This is a genomic window from Amycolatopsis sp. lyj-109, assembly GCF_046548995.1.
In the GTDB taxonomy this organism is placed as follows: Bacteria; Actinomycetota; Actinomycetes; order Mycobacteriales; family Pseudonocardiaceae; genus Amycolatopsis.
On sequence record NZ_JAJPWR010000025.1, the window covers coordinates 1 to 22,039 of the forward strand.

Genomic DNA, 22,039 nt, shown 5'->3' on the forward strand with positions numbered 1-22,039 from the left:
TGAGTGGTAATTCGGGTTAGAACCCGAATTACCACTCACGACCAGCAGCCACGGCAAACGGTGACCTTGTTTCCCCAGGTCACGCACACAAGTGTCCCTGTAGTACTAGGCCGAGACCAGCTCCGGCTCGGCGGGTTTGCGCGCGACCCGCAGCGATCCGAGCAGCACCCCGGCGATCACGACGACGGCCGCGCCGACCTCCAGCCAGGTCGGCCGCTCGCCGAGGAACGCGAACGACGCCGTCAGCCCGACCACCGGCACCAGCAGCGAGAACGGCGACACCACGCCGGCCGGGTTGCGCCGCATCAGCGTCGTCCACAGGCCCGATCCGACGACCGTGCCGATCAGCACCACGTAAGCCAGCCCGCCGAGCGCGGTCAGCCCGGTCGGGGTCCCGAGCGTCGTCAGCGAGCGCCACTGCGCGGCCGGGCCCTCCATGACCAGCGAAAGCGCGAACATCGGCAGCGGCGGGACGACCGACATCCACAGCGTGAAGTGCAGCGGGTTGTCCGGCTCGGCCTTGCGGGTGCTCAGGTTGCCGAACGCCCAGCTCAGGGCGGCCAGCAGGGTCAGGATCATCGGCAGCAGCGCGGCGTGCCCGGACCGTTGCCACGCGATCGCGGCCATCCCGGCCACGGCCAGCGCGATGCCGGCCAGCTGGTGCGGGGTGACGCGTTCGCGCAGGAAGACGGCGCCGAGCAGCACCGTGAACGGCGCCGACGCCTGCAGCACCAGCGACGCGAGCCCGGTCGGCATCCCGCTGTCCATCGCGATGAACAGGAACGCGAACTGCCCGGTCCCGAAGCCGAGGCCGTACCCAAGCAGGTGCCGCACCTTCACCTTCGGCCACGGCACGAACAGGATCGTCGGGACGGCGATCACGGCGAACCGCAGCGCGCCCGCGAACACCGGCGGGAACTGGCCGAGCGTGGCGTGGATGGCCAGGAAGTTCAGGCCCCACAGGACGGCGACGAGCATGGCGAGCAGGCGGTCACGAGCGGGCATGCTTCCACTCTGACAAGAGGAACCGTGAAGGACCAGCGAGAATATCTGCAGGAACCTTGTAGTGCTGCTTCAAGTACAGTGGCCGGGTGGATCTGGGCCGGTTGCGCACGCTGCGGGAGTTCGCCGACCGCGGGAGCGTGACGGCGGCCGCGCGGGCCCTGCACTGCACGCCGTCCGCCGTCTCGCAGCAGCTGCGTGCGTTGCAGAGCGAGGTCGGCCTGCCGCTCACCGAGCCGGCCGGCCGGGGCCTGCGGCTGACCGACGCGGGACACGCGCTGGTCGCCCGCGCCGACGAAGTGCTCGCCGCGCTCGAGCGGGCCGAGTCCGAACTGGACACCTACCGCAGCGCGCCGCGCGGGCGGGTGCGGGTCGCGATCTTCCAGTCGGCCGGGCTGATGCTGCTGCCCGGCCTGCTGACCCGCGTCGCCGGGTACGAGGGCCTGGAGGTCGACGTCCGGGACGTCGACATGACGCCACCGGAGGTGCCCGGCCTGGTCGCGGACTACGACATCGTCGTGGCACACCGCGACGAGCACGCGCCGGAGTTCGATTCGGTCCGCCTCGAAGTGGTGCCGCTGCTGCGGGAACCGCTCGACGTGGCGCTGCCGGCCGGGCACCGCCTGGCGAGCCGGCGCCGCGTCGACCTGGCCGAACTGGCGGACGAACGCTGGATCGGCGTCGACCACGGCTTCCCGGTGGACGACGTGCTGCGCTCGCTGACCGTCCGCACCGGCGTGCGGCCGGTCGTCGTGCAGCGCATCAACGACTTCCGGATCACCGAACGGCTGGTCGCGGCCGGCCACGGGATCGCGTTGGTGCCGCGCTACACGATCGACACGCGCCGGGGAAGCGGCCTGGTCAGCAGGCCGCTCGCGGGGATCCGCGCGGCGCGCCTGGTGGAGGCGGTCTGCCGCACGGGCGCGCTGCAACGCCCGGCCGTCGCCAAGGTGATCGACGAACTGCGCGCGGAGATCACCCAGCTCACCGCCTCGTGAGTGGTAATTCGGGTTAGAACCCGACTTACCACTCACGAGCGTGGGAGCGCAGGTAGGCGAGCGCGATGCCCAGCGCGTCCTCCAGCGCCGTGAGGTCGTGCCGGATGTGCGCCAGCAGCAGTCCACCTTGGACGGACGTCATCGCCGCCTGTGCCAGCCGCGCCGGATCGGCGTCGGGTGCGAGCTCGCCCTTGTCCCGCAACGCGATCAGTCCGCGCTCCAGGTGGGACTCCCACGTCCGGTAGGCCTGGTCGACCAGCGGCGCGAGCTTCGGGTTGTCGCCCACCTCGCCGGCGAGGTTGCCCAGCGGGCAGGCGATCGGCCCGCCCGCGCGGCGGTGGACGTCCAGCAGCTGCTCGGTCCACGTCTCGAGATCGGCCCAGGAGGCCAGCGTGAAGATCGCCGGCTGGTTGCCGAGGATCTGCTCCAGGTACCGGTCGATCACGGCGCCGACCAGCTGTTCCTTGTTCTTGAAGTAGTGGTACATCTGCGATTTTCCGGCCCCGCTCGCGGCGAGCACCTTGTCGACGCTCGTGCCCGCGACGCCGTCGACGTACATCAGCGAGGCCGCCGCGTCGACGATCGCGTCGCGCGTCCGCTTGCCGCGCGGGGTCGAGGCGGCCGCTTGCGTCTCCATGTACCGGATAGTACAGTTCGGCTCACTGTACCGTTCAGTACAATCAGCTAGGGGGATCCATGACGCTCGACTACGCCCTGACCGGGCTGAACGACCACCTCCGGGGCGCCCTGCCGCCGGAGATCGCCGAGGTCCTCGAGGCGGACCGGCGCCGGGCCGCCGGAACAAAGTTCGCCGAGGTGGGCGCCAAGATCGAGGACTTCGAGCTGCCCGGCGCCGACGGGGTGCCGACGAAGCTGGGCGAGCTGATCGCCGACGGGCCGGCGGTGCTCGTCTTCTACCGCGGCCAGTGGTGCCCGTACTGCAACCTGACCCTGCGCACCTACCAGCAGGAACTGCTGCCCGACCTGGCGAAGCTCGGCGCGACCCTGGTGGCGATCAGTCCGCAGCGGCCGGACGGCGCACTGCCGGACCTGGCGTTCCCGGTGCTTTCGGACGTCGGCAGCACGGTCGCGCGTGGGCTCGGGCTGAGCTATCCGGTCTCCGGTCCCGTTCGCGATGCCATGGAGACGTTGGGCACGGACCTCGAGGAGGTCAACGGCACCTGGGAGCTGGTCCACCCGGCGGTCGTCGTGGTCGACCGCGACCGGGTGCTCCGGTTCGTCGATGTCCACCCGGACTTCGTCACACGCACCGAGCCTGCGGAGATCCTGGCGGCCGTCAAGTCGCTTTGACGCTGTGCCGCACGCTGTAGGTGATCACCGAACCCAGGATCAGGGCCACGGCCAGGGAGAGCAGCAGGCTGATCCCGGGTTCGGTGACGATCCGGCCGCCGGCGTAGCCGAGGAAGGCCACGTACGACGTCCAGAGTGTGACGCCGATGGCCGAGGCGGCGAAGAACTCCGCCATCGGCCACCGGAGTGATCCGGCGAGCAGGGCGCCGAGCGTCCCGCCCGACGGCAGCCAGCGGGCGACCACCAGCACCGGCCGGGGATGGCGCTGCAGCCGCCCGTCGAGCCAGCCGAGGCCGGCGGCGAACTTCTCCCGCCGGCTCAGCCGGTCCAGCGCCGCCCGGCCACCGAACCGGCCGAGGGCGTAGAGCGCCTGGTCGGACGCCAGGCACCCGGCACTCGCCACGGCGATCACGAGCGCCAGCGACGTCCCGCCCTGTGCCGCCGCGACGCCCATGCCGAGGATGGTCACCTCGGTGGGCAGCAGCGGCACGAGCGCGACGACGAACAGCACCAGCAGTCCCGCCGTCGATCCGTCCACACCTCCATTAACCGCCTGCTCGCGGCCAAGCACTCCCGATCAGCGGGGACTCACAGCAACCCGACAGCTCGTCCACAGCTTCGGAAAACACAGACTCGCCGAAACCATGCCAGGAGTTGTCATGGTTCGCCGTGAGGCTGGGCGCATGACCACACTTTCCGGAAAAGTCGCCCTGGTGGCGGGCGGTACGCGCGGCGCGAGCCGGGCGATCGCCGTCGAACTCGGCCGCGCGGGCGCCTTCGTGTACGTGACCGGCCGGACGACGCGGGCCGGACGGTCCGAAGTGGACCGTCCGGAGACGATCGAGGAGACGGCCGAACTGGTCGAGAAGGCGGGTGGCCAGGCGGAAGCGATCCGCGTCGACCACCTGGTGCCGGCCGAGGTCGAGGCGCTGGCCAAGCGGATCGACCGCCTCGACATCCTGATCGACGGCCTCTGGGGCGGCGACCACCACCTGGGCTGGGCCAAGCCGGTGTGGGAGCACGACCTCGAGGCGGGCCTGCGGATGATCCGCCTCGGCATCGACGCGCACCTGATCACCAGTCACTTCCTGCTCCCGCTGCTGATCGGCCGGCCCGGTGGGCTGGTCGTCGAGCTGACCGACGGGACGGCCGAGTACAACGCGAAGTACCGCGAAGGCACTTCGCTGCCGTTCTACCTGGCGAAGGCATCGGCGCACCTGCTGGCGATCGGCGAGGCGGCGGAACTGGCCGCGCATTCCTGCACGGCGGTCGCTTTCACGCCGGGCTACCTGCGGTCGGAAATGATGCTGGACATCTACGGCGTGACGGAGTCGAACTGGCGCGACGCTTGCGAGCGCGTGCCGCACTTCGCGATCTCGGAGACGCCGACGTTCTGCGGCCGCACGGTGGCGGCGCTGGCTGCGGATCCGGACCGGCACCGGTGGACCGGGCAGACGGTGAGCAGCGGCCGGCTGGCGAAGGAGTACGGCGTGGACGACGTCGACGGCAGCCGGCCGGACGCCTGGCGGTACCTGGTCGAGGTGGCGGACGCCGGAAAGCCCGCGGACACCACCGGCTACCGCTGAGCGTTGCGGGCGGCCAGTTCCGCGCCGATCGCGGCGAGCGCCGCCCGCAGCTCCACCGGCGCCAGCACTTCCACCCCAGGGCTCAACGCCACCAGCTGACCGAGGCCGATCTCGCCGTCTTCCAGGGCGAGCTCGGCCTCGGCCCAGCCCTGCGCATCCGGCGTCTCCAGGGAAACCACGGTGTCCGCCAGGTGTTCGCCCCCGAACACGCGGCGCAGCTCCCGCACCGCCGTCCGGTCGAGCCGGGCGCGCACCCGCACCGGCCGCGCCACCTGCTCGAACGCCGCCGACGACGACCGCCACCAGTCGGCCAGGTCGAAGTCCGGCGGCCGGTCGAACGTGGTGTCCCGCGCGGTCGCGCTCAGGATCCGCGACACCCGGTAAGTCCGCAAAGCGTCGTCCGGGACCACCCGGGCCACGAGGTACCAGACCCCCGCCTTCAGCACGAGGCCCAGCGGTTCGAGCTCGCGCGAAGCCACCTTGTCGCGGCGCCGGTAGGTGATCGAGAGCCGTCGCTGCGCCCAGACCGCCTGGACGACCGAGGCCAGCGCCGGCGGCTCGTCCGGGGAACCGAACCAGCCCGGCGCGTCCAGGTGGAACCGTCCCGCCACCAGAGCCGCGTGTTCCCGCAGCTCAACGGGCATCCCCGCGGACACCTTCGCCCGCGCCGCGCTGCCCGCGGTGTCCAGCCCGAGCCCCGCGAGCGCGTCCGGCACCCCGAGCGCGAACAGCGCGACGGCCTCGCGCGCCGTCAACCCGTCGAGCCCGGAGCGCCAGCCGTCGACCAGGCGGAAACCGCCGTGCCGCCCCTGCTCCGTCCACAGCGGAACGCCCGCCTCGCGCAGGGCCGCCAGGTCGCGGTGCATCGTGCGCTCGGAGACGCCGAGCTCACCCGCGAGCTCGGCGGCGGTCGCGCTACGCCGCCGTTGCAGCGTGAACAGCAGCGCGACCAGCCGCTCGGCCTTCACCGGTCAGCGGTTGGCGCGGTTCACCGCCGAGACGACCGCGCGCAGCGACGCCGTGACGATCGACGGGTCGATGCCGATGCCCCAGAACACCCGGTCCGAGATCGCGCACTCGATGTACGACGCGGCGCGCGCGTCGTCGCCCGGGGAGAGCGTGTGCTCGTTGTAGTCCAGCAGGCGCAGGTCGTACCCGACGGTCGACAGCGCGTCGAAGAACGCCGCGATCGGGCCGTTGCCGCGGCCGGTGATCTCGTGCTCGTCACCCTCGACACGCACGGTCGCGGTGATGTCGTATTCGCCGTCACCGTTGTCGCGCACGTGCTGGCGGACCAGCTCCAGCGGCGTCTTCAGCTCCAGGTACTCGGCCGAGAAGGCGTTGTACATCGTGGCCGGGTCGACCTCGCCGCCCTCGGTGTCGGTGTAGCGCTGGATGACCTTCGAGAACTCGATCTGCAGCCGGCGCGGCAGGTCGAGCTGGTGCTCGGCCTTCATGATGTAGGCGACGCCGCCCTTGCCGGACTGCGAGTTCACCCGGATGACGGCCTCGTACGTGCGGCCGACGTCCTTCGGGTCGATCGGCAGGTACGGGACCTCCCACGGGTACTCGTCGATCGGGACGCCCTGCTTGTCGGCGGCGTCCTTCAGCGCGTCGAGGCCCTTGTTGATCGCGTCCTGGTGGCTGCCCGAGAAGGCGGTGAACACCAGGTCGCCGCCCCACGGCGAGCGTTCGGGTACCGGCAGCTGGTTGCAGTACTCGACCGTCCGCTTGATCTCGTCCATGTCGGAGAAGTCGATCTGCGGGTCGATGCCCTGGCTGTAGAGGTTCATGCCCAGCGCGACCAGGTCGACGTTGCCGGTGCGCTCGCCGTTGCCGAACAGGCAGCCCTCGATCCGGTCGGCGCCGGCCTGGTAGCCCAGCTCGGCGGCGGCGATGCCGGTGCCGCGGTCGTTGTGCGGGTGCAGCGACAGGATCACCGAGTCGCGGCGCTCCAGGTTCCGGCTCATCCACTCGATCGAGTCGGCGTAGACGTTCGGGGTGGCCATTTCGACGGTCGCCGGCAGGTTCAGGATCACCGGCTTCTCCGGCGTCGGCTGCCAGATCTCGGTGACGGCGTTGCAGACCTCGAGCGCGTAGGACAGCTCGGTGCCGGTGTAGGACTCCGGCGAGTACTGGAACCGGAAGTCGGTGTCCGGCTGCTTCGCGGCCAGCTCGACGACCATTTCCGCGGCCTGCGTCGCGATCTTCTTGATGCCTTCGCGCTCCTCGCGGAAGACCACGCGGCGCTGCAGGATCGACGTCGAGTTGTAGATGTGGACGATCGCCCGCGGGGCGCCTTCGAGCGACTTGAAGGTCCGCTCGATCAGCTCGGGACGGCACTGGGTCAGCACCTGGATGCTGACGTCGTCCGGGATGGCGTGCTCTTCGATGATCTCGCGGACGAAGTCGAAGTCGGTCTGGGACGCGGCCGGGAAGCCGACCTCGATCTCCTTGTACCCCATGCGGACCAGCAGGTCGAAGAACTTGCGCTTGCGCGCGGGCGACATCGGGTCGATCAGGGCCTGGTTGCCGTCCCGCAGGTCGACGGCGCACCACAGCGGGGCGCGGTCGATGCGCTTTTCGGGCCAGGTGCGGTCGGGCAGGTCGATGTTCTCGACCAGGTCGTACCAGGGGCGGTAGCGGTGGACCGGCATGGACGTGCCGCGCTGGGTGTTCCAGGTGGGCTGGTCAGCGGGAGCCGGGCGAGAGGGTTTGCGGATGCGCGAACTCATGGAAGGGGTGTCTCCAGATCGACGGGTGCGACCGGCACCACGAAGCCCCGCGACGGGGAGCCGGTCCGGTCAGGCCCCGTCGCGGCAGCGAAGCAGGAGAGCACGCGCCACGGCCCCACCATAACCAGCGAACGCGGGCTGAGGGAAGCCGGGCCGCGATGGAACCGTTACCCACTCGGTTACTTGTGGGTAGCAATCGGCGTATCTCCGTGCGAAACTGCGGGCATGGGTGAGCACGCAGAGTCGTCGGAGGAGACCCGTGTCTCCCGTCGCGCCGCCGTCGACTGGCGCCGGACCGGCGGCAAGGTGGCCTCGGTGGTCGCGTCGATCGTCCGCTGGATCGGGCTGGTCTTCGCCGCGTTCCTGGTGATCCACGTGATCTTCACGGTCGGCTCGGCCAACCCGGACAACGGCATCGTCTCGTTCGTGAAGTCCTGGGCGGACAGCCTGGCGCTGGGCTTCAGCGACCTGTTCACGCCGAGTGACGAAAAACTGCGCGTCCTGGTCAACTACGGGATCGCGGCCATCTTCTGGATGGTCGTGACCGGGATCCTGGCCAAGGTCATCCGCCGCGTGGGTGGCGCTTCATAGCGCCGGTTTGCCCCACTGGTCGCCGAACGCGAACTCCTCCAGGGGTAGCCGCACCCGCTCGGCCTTCTCGCGCTCGATCCGCCAGTCCTCCTCCAGGACGTCCGGTGCCGCCGGCTTCCCGATGGCGATGGCGACCTTCGGGACGGCGTGGTCCGGGAGCGAGAACGCCGCCCGCGCCGCGTCCGGCGAGAAGCCCGCCATCTGGTGGGCGATCAAGCCCAGCTCGACCGCCTGCAGCACGAGGTTTTCCGACGCCAGCCCGAGCCCGTACTCCGCGTAGGGGACGTCGCCCTTCTCGTTCGCCGTCACCAGCACGCCGATCAGCAGCAGGCTTGCCCGGTGCGCCCAGGCCCGGTTGCCCGAATTGAGCGTCGCCAGGATCGCGTCGAACGCCGGGGTGCCGCGGACGCCGACGAGGTAGCGGGCCGGCTGGGTGTTGCCGAACGACGGCGCCCAGCGGGCCGCTTCGAGCAGGGCGCGCACCTGCTCCGGGGTGACCACGGCTGACTCGTCGTAGGCCCGGGGGCTCCACCGTTCCGCCATCAGGGTCGCGATCGGGACGCTCGTCACAGCTGGTTTCCGCACGTTCAAGAACTTACCTGTGAGTGCTGTGCGTCACTCGGGAGGAAGGGCTCCGCGCATTCCGTTGGCATCGCGGAAGATTTACTTCCCCGGCACCCGCCGGACGGGTGCGCCCCACGTCAAGAGGGTGGCGGCCCGCCGAAGCCCCGGTAGGCTCCAGTTCAAATCATGGGACGCGGGGGCTCTCCGGTGCCCACCAGGGAGCCGCCCGGCCCGCGAGGAGGTTCGGGCGTGGCCCTCGTGGTCCAGAAGTACGGCGGATCGTCGCTGGAAAGTGCCGACCGGATCAAGCGCGTGGCGGAGCGGATCGTCGCGACGAAGAAGGCGGGCAACGACGTCGTCGTCGTCTGCTCGGCGATGGGTGACACCACCGACGAGCTGCTCGACCTGGCGCAGCAGGTCAACCCGGCGCCCCCGGAGCGGGAAATGGACATGCTGCTCACCGCCGGTGAGCGCATCTCGAACTCGCTGGTCGCGATGGCGATCGCGGCCCAGGGCGCCGAGGCCTGGTCGTTCACCGGTTCGCAGGCCGGCGTCGTCACGACGTCCGTGCACGGCAACGCGCGCATCATCGACGTCACCCCGAGCCGGGTCACCGAGGCGCTCGAGCAGGGCTACATCGCGCTGGTGGCCGGGTTCCAGGGCGTCGCGCAGGACACCAAGGACATCACCACGCTGGGCCGTGGCGGCTCGGACACCACCGCCGTCGCGCTGGCCGCCGCACTGAACGCCGACGTCTGCGAGATCTACTCCGATGTGGACGGTGTGTACACGGCCGACCCGCGGGTGGTGCCGGACGCGCGCAAGCTCGACACCGTCACGTACGAAGAGATGCTCGAGCTCGCCGCGAGCGGGTCGAAGATCCTGCACCTCCGGTCGGTCGAGTACGCGCGCCGCTACGGCGTCCCGATCCGAGTCCGTTCTTCCTACAGTGACAAGCCGGGCACGACGGTGACCGGTTCTATCGAGGAGATCCCCGTGGAACAAGCCCTGATCACCGGTGTGGCACACGACCGCTCCGAAGCCAAGATCACGGTGACCGGGGTGCCGGACCACACCGGTGCCGCGGCCCGGATCTTCCGCGTGATCGCCGACGCCGAGATCGACATCGACATGGTGCTGCAGAACGTGTCCAGCACCGTCTCCGGCCGCACGGACATCACCTTCACGCTGTCGAAGGCCAACGGCGCCAAGGCCGTCAAGGAACTGGAAAAGGTCAAGGCGGAGATCGGCTTCGAGTCGGTCCTCTACGACGACCACGTCGGCAAGGTGTCGCTGGTCGGCGCCGGGATGCGCTCGCACCCGGGTGTCACGGCGACGTTCTGCGAGGCGCTGGCCGAGTCCGGCGTCAACATCGAAATCATCAACACCTCGGAGATCCGCATTTCGGTGCTGATCCGGGACGCGCAGCTCGACGACGCCGTGCGCGCGATCCACGAGGCGTTCGAACTCGGCGGCGACGAAGAAGCCGTCGTCTACGCGGGGAGTGGTCGCTGATGGCGGACGGGCTGCGGGTCGGGGTGGTCGGCGCGACCGGCCAGGTCGGTGCGGTGATGCGCAAGCTGCTGGCGGAGCGGGAGTTCCCGATCGCCGAGCTGCGCTACTTCGCTTCGGCGCGCTCGGCGGGGTCGAAGCTCCCTTGGCGCGACACCGAAATCACGATCGAGGACGCGTCGACGGCGGATCCGTCCGGTTTGGACATCGCGCTGTTCTCCGCGGGCGGCTCGACGTCGAAGGCGCAGGCGCCGCGGTTCGCCGCCGCGGGTGTCACGGTGATCGACAACTCCTCGGCGTTCCGGATGGACCCGGACGTGCCGCTGGTCGTCAGCGAGGTGAACCCCGAAGCCATCAAGGAAGCGCGGAAGGGGATCATCGCGAACCCCAACTGCACCACGATGGCCGCGATGCCGGTGCTGAAGCCGCTGCACGACGAGGCCGGGCTGGTCCGGCTGGTGGCGTCGACGTACCAGGCGGTGTCCGGCAGCGGCCTGGCGGGCGTCGACGAGCTGGCGGGCCAGGTCCGCGCGGCGGCGGAACACGCGTCGCTGCTGACCCACGACGGCGCGGCGATCGAGTTCCCGAAGCCGGAGAAATACGTCCGCCCGATCGCGTTCAACGTCCTCCCGATGGCCGGGTCCATTGTGGACGACGGTGAGTTCGAGACGGACGAAGAGAAGAAGTTCCGCAACGAGAGCCGCAAGATCCTGAGCATCCCGGGCCTCGGTGTCTCGTGCACCTGCGTGCGCGTGCCGGTGTTCTCGGGGCACTCGATCTCGGTGAACGCGCAGTTCGAGCGGCCGCTGTCGGTCGAGCGCGCGACGGAGCTGCTGACGCACGCGCCGGGTGTGGAGCTGTCGGAGATCCCGACCCCGCTGCAGGCGGCGGGCAACGACCCGAGCTACGTCGGCCGCATCCGGGTGGACCAGGGCGTCGAAGGCGGTCGCGGGCTGGCGCTGTTCATCTCCAACGACAACCTGCGCAAGGGCGCGGCGCTCAACGCCGTGCAGATCGCGGAGCTGGTGGCCCAGCAGCTCTGACGGCGCCTTCACGCGTCCCGGCCGCTTTTCGGCGGCTGCGGCGTCTTGAATGACTCATTCAGGACCTCCGAGGTCCTGAATGAGTCATTCAAGACCTTCGGGCTTCCTCCACAGTGGACGATCGGAAATCGCCTTGTCCGAATCGTCTCCACGGGAGATCCTGATCCCCGCAAGCAAGTCAAGGGGAGGAAACCATGTACACCGCTGTCGAAGGCGCCCGCGTCCCGATCCGGATGTGGGCGGACCCCGCGTCGGTCGAAGACCAGGCCATGCGGCAGCTGCACAACGTCGCGAACCTGCCGTGGGTGCACGGTGTCGCCGTGATGCCCGACGTCCACTACGGCAAGGGTGCGACCGTCGGCAGCGTCATCGCCATGCGCGACGCCGTCTCGCCCGCCGCCGTCGGGGTCGACATCGGGTGCGGGATGAGTGCCGTCCGGACGTCGCTCACCGCGAGCGACCTGCCCGACGACCTCGGGAAGCTGCGCCGGCGCATCGAAAACACCGTGCCCGTCGGCTTCGGGCTGCACAAGACGCCCGTGAACCCGGCGAAGGTGCACGGTGTCGGTGGCTGGGACGCGTTCTGGAAGCAGTTCGGCGAGTTGCACAGCGGCGTCCAGGAGCTGCACGACCGGGCCGCGCGGCAGATCGGGAGCCTCGGCGGCGGCAACCACTTCATCGAGGTCTGCCTCGAGCAGGGCGGCGCCGACGAGGGCCGGGTCTGGCTGATGCTGCACTCGGGTTCGCGCAACATCGGCAAGGAGCTGGCCGAGCGGCACATGGCCGTCGCGCGCAAGCTGCCGCACAACGCCGACCTGCCCGACCCCGACCTGGCGGTGTTCGTCGCCGGCACGCCGGAGATGCAGGCCTACCGGCGCGACCTGTTCTGGGCGCAGGACTACGCGGCGCGCAACCGCGCCACGATGGTCGCACTGGTGAAGCAGGCGGTCCGGGACGAGCTCCCGCAGGTGACCTTCGACGACGCGATCTCGTGCCACCACAACTACGTCGCCGAGGAGACCTACGACGGCGTCGAGCTGCTCGTCACCCGGAAGGGCGCGATCCGCGCCGGGTCGGGTGACCTCGGGATCATCCCGGGCAGCATGGGGACCGGTTCGTACATCGTCCGCGGGCTGGGCAACGAGTCGTCGTTCCAGTCGGCGTCGCACGGCGCGGGCCGCCGGATGTCGCGGAACAAGGCGAAGAAGCTGTTCACCGCCGACGACCTCGCGGCGCAGACGGCCGGTGTCGAGTGCCGCAAGGACTCCGGCGTGGTCGACGAGATCCCGGCGGCGTACAAGGACATCGAAACGGTGATTCGTGCGCAGACGGACCTGGTCGAGGTGGTGGCGCACCTCAAGCAGGTGGTCTGCGTCAAGGGCTGACGGTACCTTTGGCGCCATGACGAGGGGTGGAACGATGACCGCGCTGCTGGCCGCGGGTGCACTTTTGCTGAGCGGGTGCGCCGAGGTCGGCAACGCGGTCGACCAGGGGAGCCGGACGGCGGACAAGGTCGCGGCGTGCACCGAGGCGCTCGGGCTCGCCGACCTGAACCCGCTGGTCGACCCGGCGAAGTTCAAGGCGCGCGCCGAGGACAAGGAGAAGCGGCTGCGCGAGCTCGCGGGCGACGTCCAGGACCAGAACGTCAAGAACGCGCTGCTCGGCATGGCCGATTCATACGTCGAGGTGCAGAAGGAACGCATCGAGGACGCCGGCGTCGTGGCCAAGTGGGTGCAGCGCAACATCAAGAAGCTCGACGCGCTCCGCACCGCCTGCAGCTGAGCAGTCTGCCGCGGCTCGTCGTGAGTGGTAATTAGGGTTCTAACCCTAATTACCACTCACGAGAGCCGCGGCAGATTCGCTAGCCGCGGCTTTCGGCCAGTGCCGGTTCCGGCACGGGCGAGCGGCGGCGGAGCAGGCCCGCCGCGGCGATCACCAGGCCGCCGAGGCCGGCCGCGGCGAAGCCCCACTCCGGGCTCGAGTGGTCGATCGCGAAGCCGACCACCGGGCCGCCGACAGCCAGGCCGAGCCGGGTGAAGGCGTCCTGCAGGCCCATGGCCTCGCCGCGGACCTGCGGCGGGGCGATCCGGCTCACGGTCTCGGTCGTCGCCGCCAGGGTCGGCGCGCACAGCAGGTTGGTCGGGATCAGCACGAGCATCAGCAGCCACCACGGGTGGTCCGCCAGGCCGACCGGGATCACCAGCAGCGCGAGCAGCAGCATCAGCACGCCCTGCGGCAGCGATCGCTTCACCGCGCCGTGCACGACGCCGCCGAGGATCGACGCCGCGCACATCACCGCGATGACCAGCCCGGTCACGCCGAGCTCGCCGTTCGCGCGCAGAGCCGCCAGCGTCGCCAGCTCGGTGCCGACGAGCACGAACAACGCGCCGCACGCGATCAGCAGGGTTCCCACCAGCCGGCCGGTGAGCCAGCTCCGCAGCGGCGGTCGGGGGCCGAGCTCCTCCGCCTGGCCGGCGCCCTCCCGGATCGGCGGGTCGACCAGCCAGATCAGGAACGCCGTGCTGCCGAAGAGCACGCCGAGCGCGGTCAGCGTCCACGTCGGGGAGAACGCCGTGATGGCCGCGATGCCGGCCGCCGGGCCGATCATGAACGTCGCTTCGATCGAGATGGTGTCGAGTGAGTAGGCCGCGCGGCGCTCTTCCGGCGGCACGAGCGTGGCCAGGACCTGCCGGGCCAGTGAGCCGGCCGGCACCGAGAGCATCCCGGCCGGGACCGCGACCACGGCGAGTGCTTCGAACGGCAGGTGCGGCGCGGCGGCCCAGAACGCCGTCGTGCCGATCCCGCAGACCGCGACGACCGGACGCAGCCCGTACCGGTCGAAGCAGCGGCCGAGCAGCGGCGCGCCGAGCGCCATCCCGAGCGTGACGCCGCCGCCGACCAGTCCGGCGGCGCCGTAGCCGCGGCCGAGCCCGGTGACGATGTACAGCGTCATCAGCACGCCGCTCATGGTCATCGGGAGGCGCGCCAGGAACATCAGGGCCATCGTCGAGGGGACGCGGGGGACGGAGAGCACCCGGCGGTAGGGCTGCAGCGGCACGTCCTCGATGAGAACCCAAGGTGGTACGCGCGTGCAACATATTTCCGCCACCGTGCCCCCTGGCGCCGGAAGATTATGAGAGTTACTCTCATTTGGTAGTCACTATCAATTGGGGGTCACTATGACTCAAGTGCATCCACGCAGGTGGTGGGCGCTCGGCGCGCTCGCGGTGAGCCTGCTGACCATCGGGCTCGACCTGACCGTGCTCAACGTCGCCGTGCCGACGCTGGCCGTCGACCTCGGCGCCACCACCACGCAGCTGCAGTGGTTCGGCAACGCCTACACGCTGGCCTTGGCCGCGCTGCTGTTGCCCGCCGGCCTGCTCGGCGACCGGTTCGGGCCGAAGAAACTGCTGCTCGGCGCGCTCGCGGTGTTCGGGCTGGCCTCGCTGTGGTGCGCCTACGCCGGTTCGCCGGGCGAGCTGATCGCCGCCCGCATCGGGCTCGGCGTCGGCGCCGCGTTCCTCATCCCGCTCTCGCTCTCGCTGCTGAACATCCTGTTTCCGCCGGAGGAGCGGGCGAAGGCGCTGACGACGTGGGTGATGGCGATGTTCGCCGGCATCCCGCTCGGGCCGTTGCTCGGCGGCTGGCTGCTCGACCACTTCGCGTGGGGCTCGGTGTTCCTCATCAACGTCCCGCTGACCGTGGTCGGCGTCGTCGCGGTGCTGTTCCTTGTGCCGCTGACGCCGGGCTCCGGCGGCGGCCGGATCGACTTCCCGGGTATCGCGCTCTCGACGGCCGGGCTGGTCGCGCTCACCTACGGCTTCGTCCACGCGGGCGAGCACGGCTGGACAGACCCGGAGACGTACGGCCTGATCACGCTGGGCGGCGCGCTGGTGGCGGTGTTCTGCTGGGCGCAGACGCGGGTGGCCGCGCCCCTCACCGACCTCGCGTTGTTCCGGGAGCCACGGTTCGTCTGGGGCGCGGTGCTCGCCACGGTGGCGTCCTTCGCGCTGATGGGCCTGCTGTTCGTGCTTCCGCAGCTGTTCCAGGCGGTGCAGGGCGCCGACGCGCTGCAGACCGGCGTGCGGCTGCTGCCGCTGATCGCCGGGATGCTGGTGTCGGCGAAGCTCGCCGAGCGGCTGGTCGCCGTCGTGGGCGTGCGCGCGGTCGTCGCGGGCGGGTTCGTGCTGCTCGCGGCCGGGCTGGCCTGGGGTTCGACGACGTCGCCGTCGGGTGGCTACGGCGCCACCGTGGGCTGGGAGCTCGTCATCGGGCTGGGCACCGGCGCCACGCTCCCGCCGCTGATGACGATGGCGATGGGCGCGCTCACCGAAGGCCGCTCGGGCGCCGGTTCGGCCTTGATCCAGGTGCTGCGCCAGGTCGGCGGCACCATCGGCGTCGCGGTGCTGGGGACGGTGCTCAACGGCGGCTACCGCGACGGCGTCGACGTCGGGGGACTGCCCGCGCCGGTCGCCGACGCGGTGCGCGGCAGCGCCTCGGGTGCGGTCGCCGTGGCGGAGCGGCTCCACCGGCCCGAGCTCGCGGCGTCCGCGCGGGCCGCGTTCACCGGCGGGATGGCCGCGACGCTGTGGGTGTGCGCCGGCCTCACCGTCGCCGGGGCGCTGCTCGCGCTGGTGTTCCTGCCCGGCCGGGCGGCCGTGGGAGCGCAACCGCGAGAATCGGAGCATGACGTCGTCGCCGGCTGAGCCCATCGAGCCCACAGGACTGCGGGAGCGGAAGAAAGCCAGGACGCGTGCCGCGATCCAGCGGCACGCGTTGCGGCTGTTCCACGAGCAGGGCTACAGCGCCACGACCGTCGACCAGATCGCGGCCGCGGCGGAGATCTCGCCCAGCACCTTCTTCCGGTACTTCCCGACGAAGGAGGCGACAGTCCTCTACGACCCGTTCGACCCGGTGCTCATCGAAGCCGCGCTCGGGCAGCCGCCCGAGCTCAGCCCGGCGGCCGCGTTGCGGGCGACCGCGGACAGCATCCGCGCGCAGATCCCCGCCGAAGACTGGGAGCGGGAGCGCGAGCGGCAGCTGCTGGTGTTCCGGGAGCCGGAGCTGCGCACCGCGGTGATGGACAAGTTCGCCGAGGGGATCGACCTGCTGGCCGGGCTGGCCGCGCGGCGCACCGGGCGAGCGGTGGACGACTTCGAGGTCCGCAACTGGGCGGGTGCGGTGGTCGGCGTGGTCATGGCCGCGTTCGCCGGTGCCGCGGCGGATCCCGGCGCCGACACCCTGGTGATCCTCGACAAGGCGCTGGCCCACCTGGAAGCGGGACTGCCGCTGTGAGCGGCGTCGAATTCCGGAATTGAATTCGCATTTCCGCATCCACCTCGGGCGGAAACCGTGTGGGTGGCGGTGCGAGCGTGGGGGACGCCCCATCTGGAGCAGTCGAGACACGCGGTCCGACGGAGTGATGAAGCTAAATGATCACTGTTTACACTCGTGTGGGTTACCGAACTGTTCCAAAGTGGACCGATGTTACCAGCAGTGATCCTCGGAATCGGTCATGATGATCTCCAGGGGGAAGGGCAAGGTTTTGCGGTTAATCCAATGCGGGCCAGTTCGCTTCATTCAGATCCGGCACGTAAGGGTGTTAAACATCCCGAACCGGTGATCGGGTGGCTTATCTCCGACACGGGGGGTATCGATTTAACCCGTCAGGTCTCCCGAGGCCAGGAGGTAAGGAATGAAAGCCAAGTTCGGGCGAGTCATCGCCCTGGTAGCCGCCGGCAGTCTGCTGGCGGTGGCGACGGCGGGGATCGCGTCGGCGAGCCAGGAAGGGGGCAAGGGTTCCTCCAGCACCCAGGCCCTCGCCGCGCAGGTGCTCCAGATGCGTGACGACCTCACCAAGGTGGCCTACGCGGGCGACGTCGGTGCCACGCGGACGGACCTGGGTCAGCTGAGCCCGGTGCTCGCGGACATCGCGGCCGGCAAGCGCTACACGATCCAGACCGAGACCGGGCAGCTGGCCGGTCTGGCCAAGGGCCGCGCCGACGAGTCCACCCGGCTCCTGGCCGACCCGAAGGCGAAGGCGCGCCAGCTGCCGCCGTTGCCGCTGCCGCCGATCCCGGACCTGCCCGGTCCGCTGAAGATCGTCAGCGACCTTCTCAAGGCGCTGCTGGGTGCCCTGACCGGCATCCTGGGCGGTCTGCTCGGCGCCCTGCCGGTGCCGCCGCTGCCGCTGCCACCGTTGCCGGTCCCAGGGTCGTAGCCACCGCAGGAAACAGGGGGCCCGGAGCCCGGCCGCGGACATTTCTCCGCGCCGGGCTCCGGGGCGTTCCCCGTGCGGGGCGGGTCAGTGCACTGGGGACAATCCCTGCCGCAGTGCCCCCGCGGTCTCCGCCAGCGCTTCCCGGAACCGGGTGCCGACGCCGGTGAAGTTGATGAACCCGTGGATCAGGTCCTCGTGCCGGCGCAACGCCACTTCGACGCCCGCCTCGCGCAGCTTCTCCGCGTACGCCTCGCCCTCGTCGCGCAACGGGTCGAAGCCCGCCGTGACGACCAACGCCGGCGGCAGGCCGCTCAGATCGTCGGCGTGCAGCGGCGAGAGCCGCGGGTCGGCCAGGTCCGTGCCCTCCGGCACGTAGTGGCCTTCGAACCACTTCATGTGCACGTCGGTCAGGAACAGGTCCTCGGCGAACAGGTCCTGCGAGCGGTACCGCCGCGCGAAGTCCGTCGCCGGGTAGATCAGCAGCTGGAAGGCCGGGACCGGACCGCCGCGGCGCACGGCCTGCTGGGCCGTCACGGCGGCGAGGTTGCCGCCCGCGCTGTCGCCGCCCACCGCGATCCGCGCCGGGTCCGCGCCGAGGTCGCCCGCCTTCGCGACCGCGTACTCGAACGCCGCCAGCGCGTCTTCCGTCGCCGCCGGGAACGGGAACTCCGGCGCGAGCCGGTACTCGATCGACAGCACCCGGACGCCGGCGTGCTTGGCCAGGAAGCGGACGGCGTTGTCGTGGCTCGCCCGGGTGCCGATCACCCAGCCGCCGCCGTGGAAGAACACCAGCAGCGGGGACTTCTCGGGCAGCCCGACCGGCGTGTACAGCGTCGCCGGTAGATCACCGTCGGGCGTCGGGACGGCGATCTCGCGCACCGAGACCGGCTCGATCGGCTTGCCGCTGACCAGGTGCCGGCCCGCGTCGAGCAGGGCCCGCGACTGCTCGACCGAGCCCTGCACCAGCTCGGCTCGAGCGATCCGCTGGAGCCGGAGGAGCAGCTGGGCGTCGAGCGCGAGGTCCTGGCCGTCGATGCGGACGGTCCGGCCCGCGACCGCCCGCCGCACCGGGGTGGGCAGCCAGAACGCGAGCTGGGACGCGGCCGCCTGGGCGCGGACGGGGAGCGGGATCGCCATGGTGCCTCCACGGGCCTCGGGTCTGCCCTGGAGGTTACTTGTCAGTAGGTAACTGGTCCAGCTGTGACCAGGACCTCGGTCCCAGAGTCTGGTCCTCCAGTTAAGTAGAGGCGTTAGCCTGGAAACGTGACTTCAGCCAGGACGATCAACGTGCTCGGGATCGGCGGCTCCCTGCGTGAGGGCTCCCAGTCCGAACGCGCGCTGCGGATCGCGCTCGACGGCGCCGCGGAAGCGGGCGTCCGGACCCGGCTGATCACCGGCCCGGAACTCGTGCTGCCGTTCTACGACGCCGGCGTCCCCGAGCGCGAAGAGCGCGCCACCCTGCTGGTGGAGGCCATCCGGGAGGCGGACGGGCTCATCGTCGTCTCGCCCGGCTACCACGGGGCGCTGTCCGGCCTGGTCAAGAACGCCCTGGACTACGTCGAGGACCTGCGCGAAGACCGCCGCCCCTACCTGGACGGCCGTGCGGTCGGCCTCGCCGCCGTCGCGTACGGCTGGCAGGCCGCGGTGACCACGCTCGAGCAGCTCCGCACGATCACGCACGCCCTGCGTGGCTGGCCCACCCCGCTGGGCGGCTCGATCAACTCGGCCGAGACCAAGTTCGACGAAGGCGACGGCGCGTCGGACGAGAAGAGCGTCCGCACCCTTCGCCTGATCGGGCGGCAGGTCGCGGAATTCGCGGTGATGCGCGGCGCATGAGGATTTCGGGGGTTCCGGGTGGCGGAGCCCCCGGCCCGGGGCGGAGCCCCGATTGGGCACAGAGGTTTCGCCCGGTGGCCGCCGGGTAACAACTCAGACGTGATGCCTGCCATGTGGGGGCACCGTTCCGCGGTGCGGGATGTTGTGCTCAGTGAGACGTCCGCTGTGGGGCGTCCACGGACAGAAGGCAGGCTGAAACATGGGTCAGGCGCTTTACACCGCGGTGGCGACGGCTCGCGGCGACGGCCGCAACGGCGAAGTGACGTCCTCCGACGGCGTCATCGACGAGTCGCTGGCCATCCCGAAGGAGATGGGTGGCCCCGGTGGGGACAAGACCAACCCCGAGCAGCTGTTCGCGGCCGGCTATTCGGCCTGCTTCCACAGCGCCTTGCAGCTGGTCGCCCGCCAGGCGAAGGTGCCGCTGAACGGCTCGACCGTGACCGCGGAGGTCAGCGTGCTCAAGCAGGAGGTCGGGTTCGGCCTCGGCGTCGCGCTGAACGTCTCGCTGCCGGGCCTCGAGCAGGCCCAGGCCGACCAGCTGGTCGAGCAGGCGCACCAGGTGTGCCCCTACTCCAACGCGACCCGCGGCAACATCGAGGTCGCGCTTTCGGCGACTGTCTGACCCCCGTTTCCAGGTCGAACCGAGTCCGAGGAAAGGAACACCAGAGATGAGCAAGTCTCCGATCAAGAGCCCGCTTTCCGAGGCCGACAAGGAGATCACCGGCAACGCCCTCCAGGCGACGCTGGTCGATCTGGTCGACCTGTCCCTCATCGCCAAGCAGGCGCACTGGAACGTCGTCGGATCGAACTTCCGCAGTGCGCACCTGCAGCTCGACGAGCTCGTGAACACCGCGCGTCAGTACGTCGACGAGGTCGCCGAGCGCGCCAACGCCATCGGCGTCTCGCCGAACGGCAAGGCCAAGACCGTCGTCGAGAGCTCGGGCGTGCCCGAGTACCCGGACAACTGGCAGTCGGTCGAGTCCACGGTCGCCGCGATCGTCGACATCCTCTCGGCGCTCATCGAGCGGCTGCGCGGGCGCATCGACGAGACAGACAAGAGCGACCTCGTCACGCAGGACCTGCTGATCGAGATCACCCGGGCGCTGGAAGAGGCGCACTGGATGTGGCAGGCCCAGCAGGCCTAGTTTTTTCCGCACGAAAGGGCCGTTCCAGACGGAACGGCCCTTTTTCGTCGGTGCGGGCCAGTACGTTCGGTGGCATGGTCTTGCATCAGGGGAAAGCCGATCACCCGGACCGCACGGCCGGGACGAACCCGTTGTACGCGGGGGCGAACCCGGCGCTCGCGGCGCAGTTCGTCATGCCGCACGACAAGCTGCGCGACGATTCGCTGCCGCCGGACACCGCACTGCAGCTGGTGCGCGACGAACTGATGCTGGACGGCAACGCGCGGCTCAACCTCGCCACGTTCGTCACGACGTGGATGGAGCCGCAGGCGCGCGAGCTGATGGCCGAGTGCGTCGACAAGAACATGATCGACAAGGACGAGTACCCGCAGACGGCCGAGCTCGAGCGGCGCTGCGTGAACATCCTCGCCGACCTGTGGCACGCGCCCGATCCCGCGGACGTCATGGGCTGCTCGACGACCGGTTCGTCGGAGGCGTGCATGCTCGCCGGGATGGCGCTGAAGCGGCGCTGGGCCCGCCTCGACCGCGGTGGCAAGCCGAACCTGGTGATGGGCGCGAACGTCCAGGTGTGCTGGGAGAAGTTCTGCGAGTACTGGGAAGTCGAGCCCCGGCTGGTCCCGATGGACGGCGACCGCTACCACCTCACGGCGGACGAGGCGGTGGCCCGCTGCGACGAGAACACGATCGGTGTGGTCGCGATCCTCGGCTCGACGTTCGACGGCAGCTACGAGCCGGTTGCGGAGATCGCCGCGGCTCTGGATGCTCTGGAACAGCGCACCGGCTGGGACATCCCGGTGCACGTCGACGGCGCCTCGGGCGCGATGATCGCCCCGTTCCTCGACCCAGACCTGGAGTGGGACTTCCGCCTGCCGCGCGTGGCGTCGATCAACACGTCGGGCCACAAGTACGGGCTGGTGTACCCGGGCGTCGGCTGGGTGCTCTGGCGCGACAAGGCCGCGCTGCCGGCCGAGCTGGTGTTCAACGTCAACTACCTCGGCGGCGACATGCCGACGTTCGCGTTGAACTTCTCCCGCCCGGGCGCCGAGGTCGCGGCCCAGTACTACACGTTCGTGCGGCTGGGCCGTTCCGGGTTCCAGGCGGTGCAGCAGGCTTCCCGTGACGTGGCTGTGCACCTGTCATCCGGGATCGCGGCTCTCGGTCCGTTCTCCTTGCTGACGCGCGGCGACCAGCTGCCGGTGTTCGCGTTCACGACCCGCCCGGACGCCGGGTTCGACGTCTTCGACGTGTCCCGCCGGTTGCGCGAGCGGGGCTGGCTGGTGCCGGCGTACACGTTCCCGGAGAACCGGACGGATCTGGCGGTGTTGCGCATCGTGGTCCGCAACGGCTTCACGCACGACCTGGCGGACCTGCTGCTGGCGGATCTGACGCGGTTCCTCCCGGAGCTGGAGCAGTCGGGCGGCCATCCGAAGGACCTCGCCCGGGCGACGGCGTTCCACCACTAGCTCACATCCCGTCGCCAGGGCGTCTACCGACGG

At 70.3% G+C, this 22,039-nt stretch carries 23 protein-coding genes; 15 read left to right on the plus strand and 8 right to left on the minus strand.

Annotated features, from left to right (window positions below):
• Positions 1-105 precede the first annotated feature (105 nt).
• Positions 106-1,005, minus strand: a complete 900-nt coding sequence (locus tag ACLJQF_RS38760; protein WP_410615268.1) for an EamA family transporter — start codon at positions 1,003-1,005, stop codon at positions 106-108.
• Positions 1,006-1,091: 86 nt separating this feature from the next.
• On the opposite strand from ACLJQF_RS38760, the gene ACLJQF_RS38765 reads away from it, so the two are divergent.
• Positions 1,092-2,000 (plus strand): LysR family transcriptional regulator, encoded by a 909-nt coding sequence (locus ACLJQF_RS38765; protein WP_410615269.1) that lies wholly within the window; start codon positions 1,092-1,094, stop codon positions 1,998-2,000.
• Positions 2,001-2,025: 25 nt separating this feature from the next.
• Here ACLJQF_RS38765 and ACLJQF_RS38770 read toward each other — a convergent pair whose 3' ends face one another.
• The gene (locus ACLJQF_RS38770; RefSeq protein WP_410615270.1) at positions 2,026-2,637 is read right to left on the minus strand and encodes a TetR/AcrR family transcriptional regulator; all 612 of its coding nucleotides are present in this window, start codon (positions 2,635-2,637) and stop codon (positions 2,026-2,028) included.
• 59 nt (positions 2,638-2,696) lie between these two features.
• On the opposite strand from ACLJQF_RS38770, the gene ACLJQF_RS38775 reads away from it, so the two are divergent.
• Positions 2,697-3,311, plus strand: a complete 615-nt coding sequence (locus ACLJQF_RS38775; protein WP_410615271.1) for a peroxiredoxin-like family protein — start codon at positions 2,697-2,699, stop codon at positions 3,309-3,311.
• On the opposite strand, the gene ACLJQF_RS38780 is transcribed toward ACLJQF_RS38775, so the two are convergent.
• Positions 3,298-3,849, minus strand: a complete 552-nt coding sequence (locus ACLJQF_RS38780; RefSeq protein WP_410615272.1) for a DedA family protein — start codon at positions 3,847-3,849, stop codon at positions 3,298-3,300. The two genes, ACLJQF_RS38775 and ACLJQF_RS38780, sit on opposite strands and share 14 nt — an antisense overlap.
• A 145-nt stretch (positions 3,850-3,994) precedes the next feature.
• Here ACLJQF_RS38780 and ACLJQF_RS38785 point away from each other — a divergent pair, with 145 nt between their 5' ends.
• Entirely contained in the window at positions 3,995-4,897 is a 903-nt protein-coding gene (locus ACLJQF_RS38785; protein ID WP_410615273.1) for an SDR family oxidoreductase, read from the plus strand.
• On the opposite strand, the gene ACLJQF_RS38790 is transcribed toward ACLJQF_RS38785, so the two are convergent.
• Entirely contained in the window at positions 4,888-5,865 is a 978-nt protein-coding gene (locus ACLJQF_RS38790; RefSeq protein WP_410615274.1) for a helix-turn-helix transcriptional regulator, read from the minus strand. The two genes, ACLJQF_RS38785 and ACLJQF_RS38790, sit on opposite strands and share 10 nt — an antisense overlap.
• A gap of 3 nt (positions 5,866-5,868) precedes the next feature.
• On the minus strand, positions 5,869-7,632 hold the full coding sequence (gene leuA, locus ACLJQF_RS38795; protein WP_410615275.1) for a 2-isopropylmalate synthase: 1,764 nt from the start codon (positions 7,630-7,632) through the stop codon (positions 5,869-5,871).
• A gap of 225 nt (positions 7,633-7,857) precedes the next feature.
• On the opposite strand from leuA, the gene ACLJQF_RS38800 reads away from it, so the two are divergent.
• Positions 7,858-8,223, plus strand: coding sequence for a hypothetical protein (locus ACLJQF_RS38800; RefSeq protein WP_410615276.1), 366 nt, complete (start codon positions 7,858-7,860; stop codon positions 8,221-8,223).
• Here ACLJQF_RS38800 and ACLJQF_RS38805 read toward each other — a convergent pair.
• A complete protein-coding gene (locus tag ACLJQF_RS38805; protein ID WP_410615277.1) occupies positions 8,218-8,808 on the minus strand; it encodes a nitroreductase family protein in 591 nt (196 codons plus the stop codon). The genes ACLJQF_RS38800 and ACLJQF_RS38805 overlap by 6 nt on opposite strands.
• 228 nt (positions 8,809-9,036) lie before the next feature.
• Here ACLJQF_RS38805 and ACLJQF_RS38810 point away from each other — a divergent pair, with 228 nt between their 5' ends.
• From ACLJQF_RS38810 to ACLJQF_RS38825, 4 genes are all read left to right on the plus strand, one after another.
• On the plus strand, positions 9,037-10,302 hold the full coding sequence (locus ACLJQF_RS38810; RefSeq protein ID WP_410615278.1) for an aspartate kinase: 1,266 nt from the start codon (positions 9,037-9,039) through the stop codon (positions 10,300-10,302).
• On the plus strand, positions 10,302-11,342 hold the full coding sequence (locus tag ACLJQF_RS38815) for an aspartate-semialdehyde dehydrogenase (RefSeq protein WP_410615279.1): 1,041 nt from the start codon (positions 10,302-10,304) through the stop codon (positions 11,340-11,342). Before ACLJQF_RS38810 ends, ACLJQF_RS38815 begins: the two co-directional genes overlap by 1 nt.
• Before the next feature lie 194 nt (positions 11,343-11,536).
• Positions 11,537-12,727: an RtcB family protein gene (locus tag ACLJQF_RS38820; RefSeq protein WP_410615280.1), complete on the plus strand. Its 1,191-nt coding sequence runs from the start codon at positions 11,537-11,539 to the stop codon at positions 12,725-12,727.
• 16 nt (positions 12,728-12,743) lie between these two features.
• Positions 12,744-13,124, plus strand: coding sequence for a hypothetical protein (locus ACLJQF_RS38825; protein ID WP_410615281.1), 381 nt, complete (start codon positions 12,744-12,746; stop codon positions 13,122-13,124).
• A 79-nt stretch (positions 13,125-13,203) separates the two neighbouring features.
• Here ACLJQF_RS38825 and ACLJQF_RS38830 read toward each other — a convergent pair whose 3' ends face one another.
• Positions 13,204-14,337 (minus strand): MFS transporter, encoded by a 1,134-nt coding sequence (locus ACLJQF_RS38830; RefSeq protein ID WP_410615375.1) that lies wholly within the window; start codon positions 14,335-14,337, stop codon positions 13,204-13,206.
• 193 nt (positions 14,338-14,530) lie between these two features.
• On the opposite strand from ACLJQF_RS38830, the gene ACLJQF_RS38835 reads away from it, so the two are divergent.
• The 3 genes from ACLJQF_RS38835 to ACLJQF_RS38845 all read left to right on the plus strand — a co-directional run bounded on the left by ACLJQF_RS38835 (position 14,531) and on the right by ACLJQF_RS38845 (position 17,562).
• Entirely contained in the window at positions 14,531-16,048 is a 1,518-nt protein-coding gene (locus tag ACLJQF_RS38835) for a DHA2 family efflux MFS transporter permease subunit (protein ID WP_410615282.1), read from the plus strand.
• Positions 16,029-16,637 carry a TetR family transcriptional regulator gene (locus tag ACLJQF_RS38840; protein ID WP_410615283.1) on the plus strand — a complete coding sequence of 203 codons (609 nt, stop codon included), beginning with the start codon at positions 16,029-16,031 and terminating at the stop codon, positions 16,635-16,637. Before ACLJQF_RS38835 ends, ACLJQF_RS38840 begins: the two co-directional genes overlap by 20 nt.
• Positions 16,638-17,037: 400 nt before the next feature.
• Positions 17,038-17,562 carry a hypothetical protein gene (locus ACLJQF_RS38845; RefSeq protein ID WP_410615284.1) on the plus strand — a complete coding sequence of 175 codons (525 nt, stop codon included), beginning with the start codon at positions 17,038-17,040 and terminating at the stop codon, positions 17,560-17,562.
• An 84-nt stretch (positions 17,563-17,646) separates the two neighbouring features.
• Here ACLJQF_RS38845 and ACLJQF_RS38850 read toward each other — a convergent pair whose 3' ends face one another.
• Positions 17,647-18,699: an alpha/beta hydrolase gene (locus tag ACLJQF_RS38850; protein WP_410615285.1), complete on the minus strand. Its 1,053-nt coding sequence runs from the start codon at positions 18,697-18,699 to the stop codon at positions 17,647-17,649.
• A gap of 150 nt (positions 18,700-18,849) precedes the next feature.
• Between ACLJQF_RS38850 and ACLJQF_RS38855 the strand changes: the two genes are divergently transcribed.
• The 4 genes from ACLJQF_RS38855 to ACLJQF_RS38870 all read left to right on the plus strand — a co-directional run bounded on the left by ACLJQF_RS38855 (position 18,850) and on the right by ACLJQF_RS38870 (position 22,006).
• On the plus strand, positions 18,850-19,398 hold the full coding sequence (locus ACLJQF_RS38855) for an NADPH-dependent FMN reductase (protein WP_410615376.1): 549 nt from the start codon (positions 18,850-18,852) through the stop codon (positions 19,396-19,398).
• A 199-nt stretch (positions 19,399-19,597) separates the two neighbouring features.
• Positions 19,598-20,020, plus strand: a complete 423-nt coding sequence (locus tag ACLJQF_RS38860; protein WP_410615286.1) for an organic hydroperoxide resistance protein — start codon at positions 19,598-19,600, stop codon at positions 20,018-20,020.
• 46 nt (positions 20,021-20,066) lie between these two features.
• Positions 20,067-20,543, plus strand: a complete 477-nt coding sequence (locus ACLJQF_RS38865) for a Dps family protein (protein WP_410615287.1) — start codon at positions 20,067-20,069, stop codon at positions 20,541-20,543.
• A 74-nt stretch (positions 20,544-20,617) separates the two neighbouring features.
• Positions 20,618-22,006, plus strand: a complete 1,389-nt coding sequence (locus tag ACLJQF_RS38870; protein WP_410615288.1) for a glutamate decarboxylase — start codon at positions 20,618-20,620, stop codon at positions 22,004-22,006.
• Positions 22,007-22,039 lie beyond the last annotated feature (33 nt).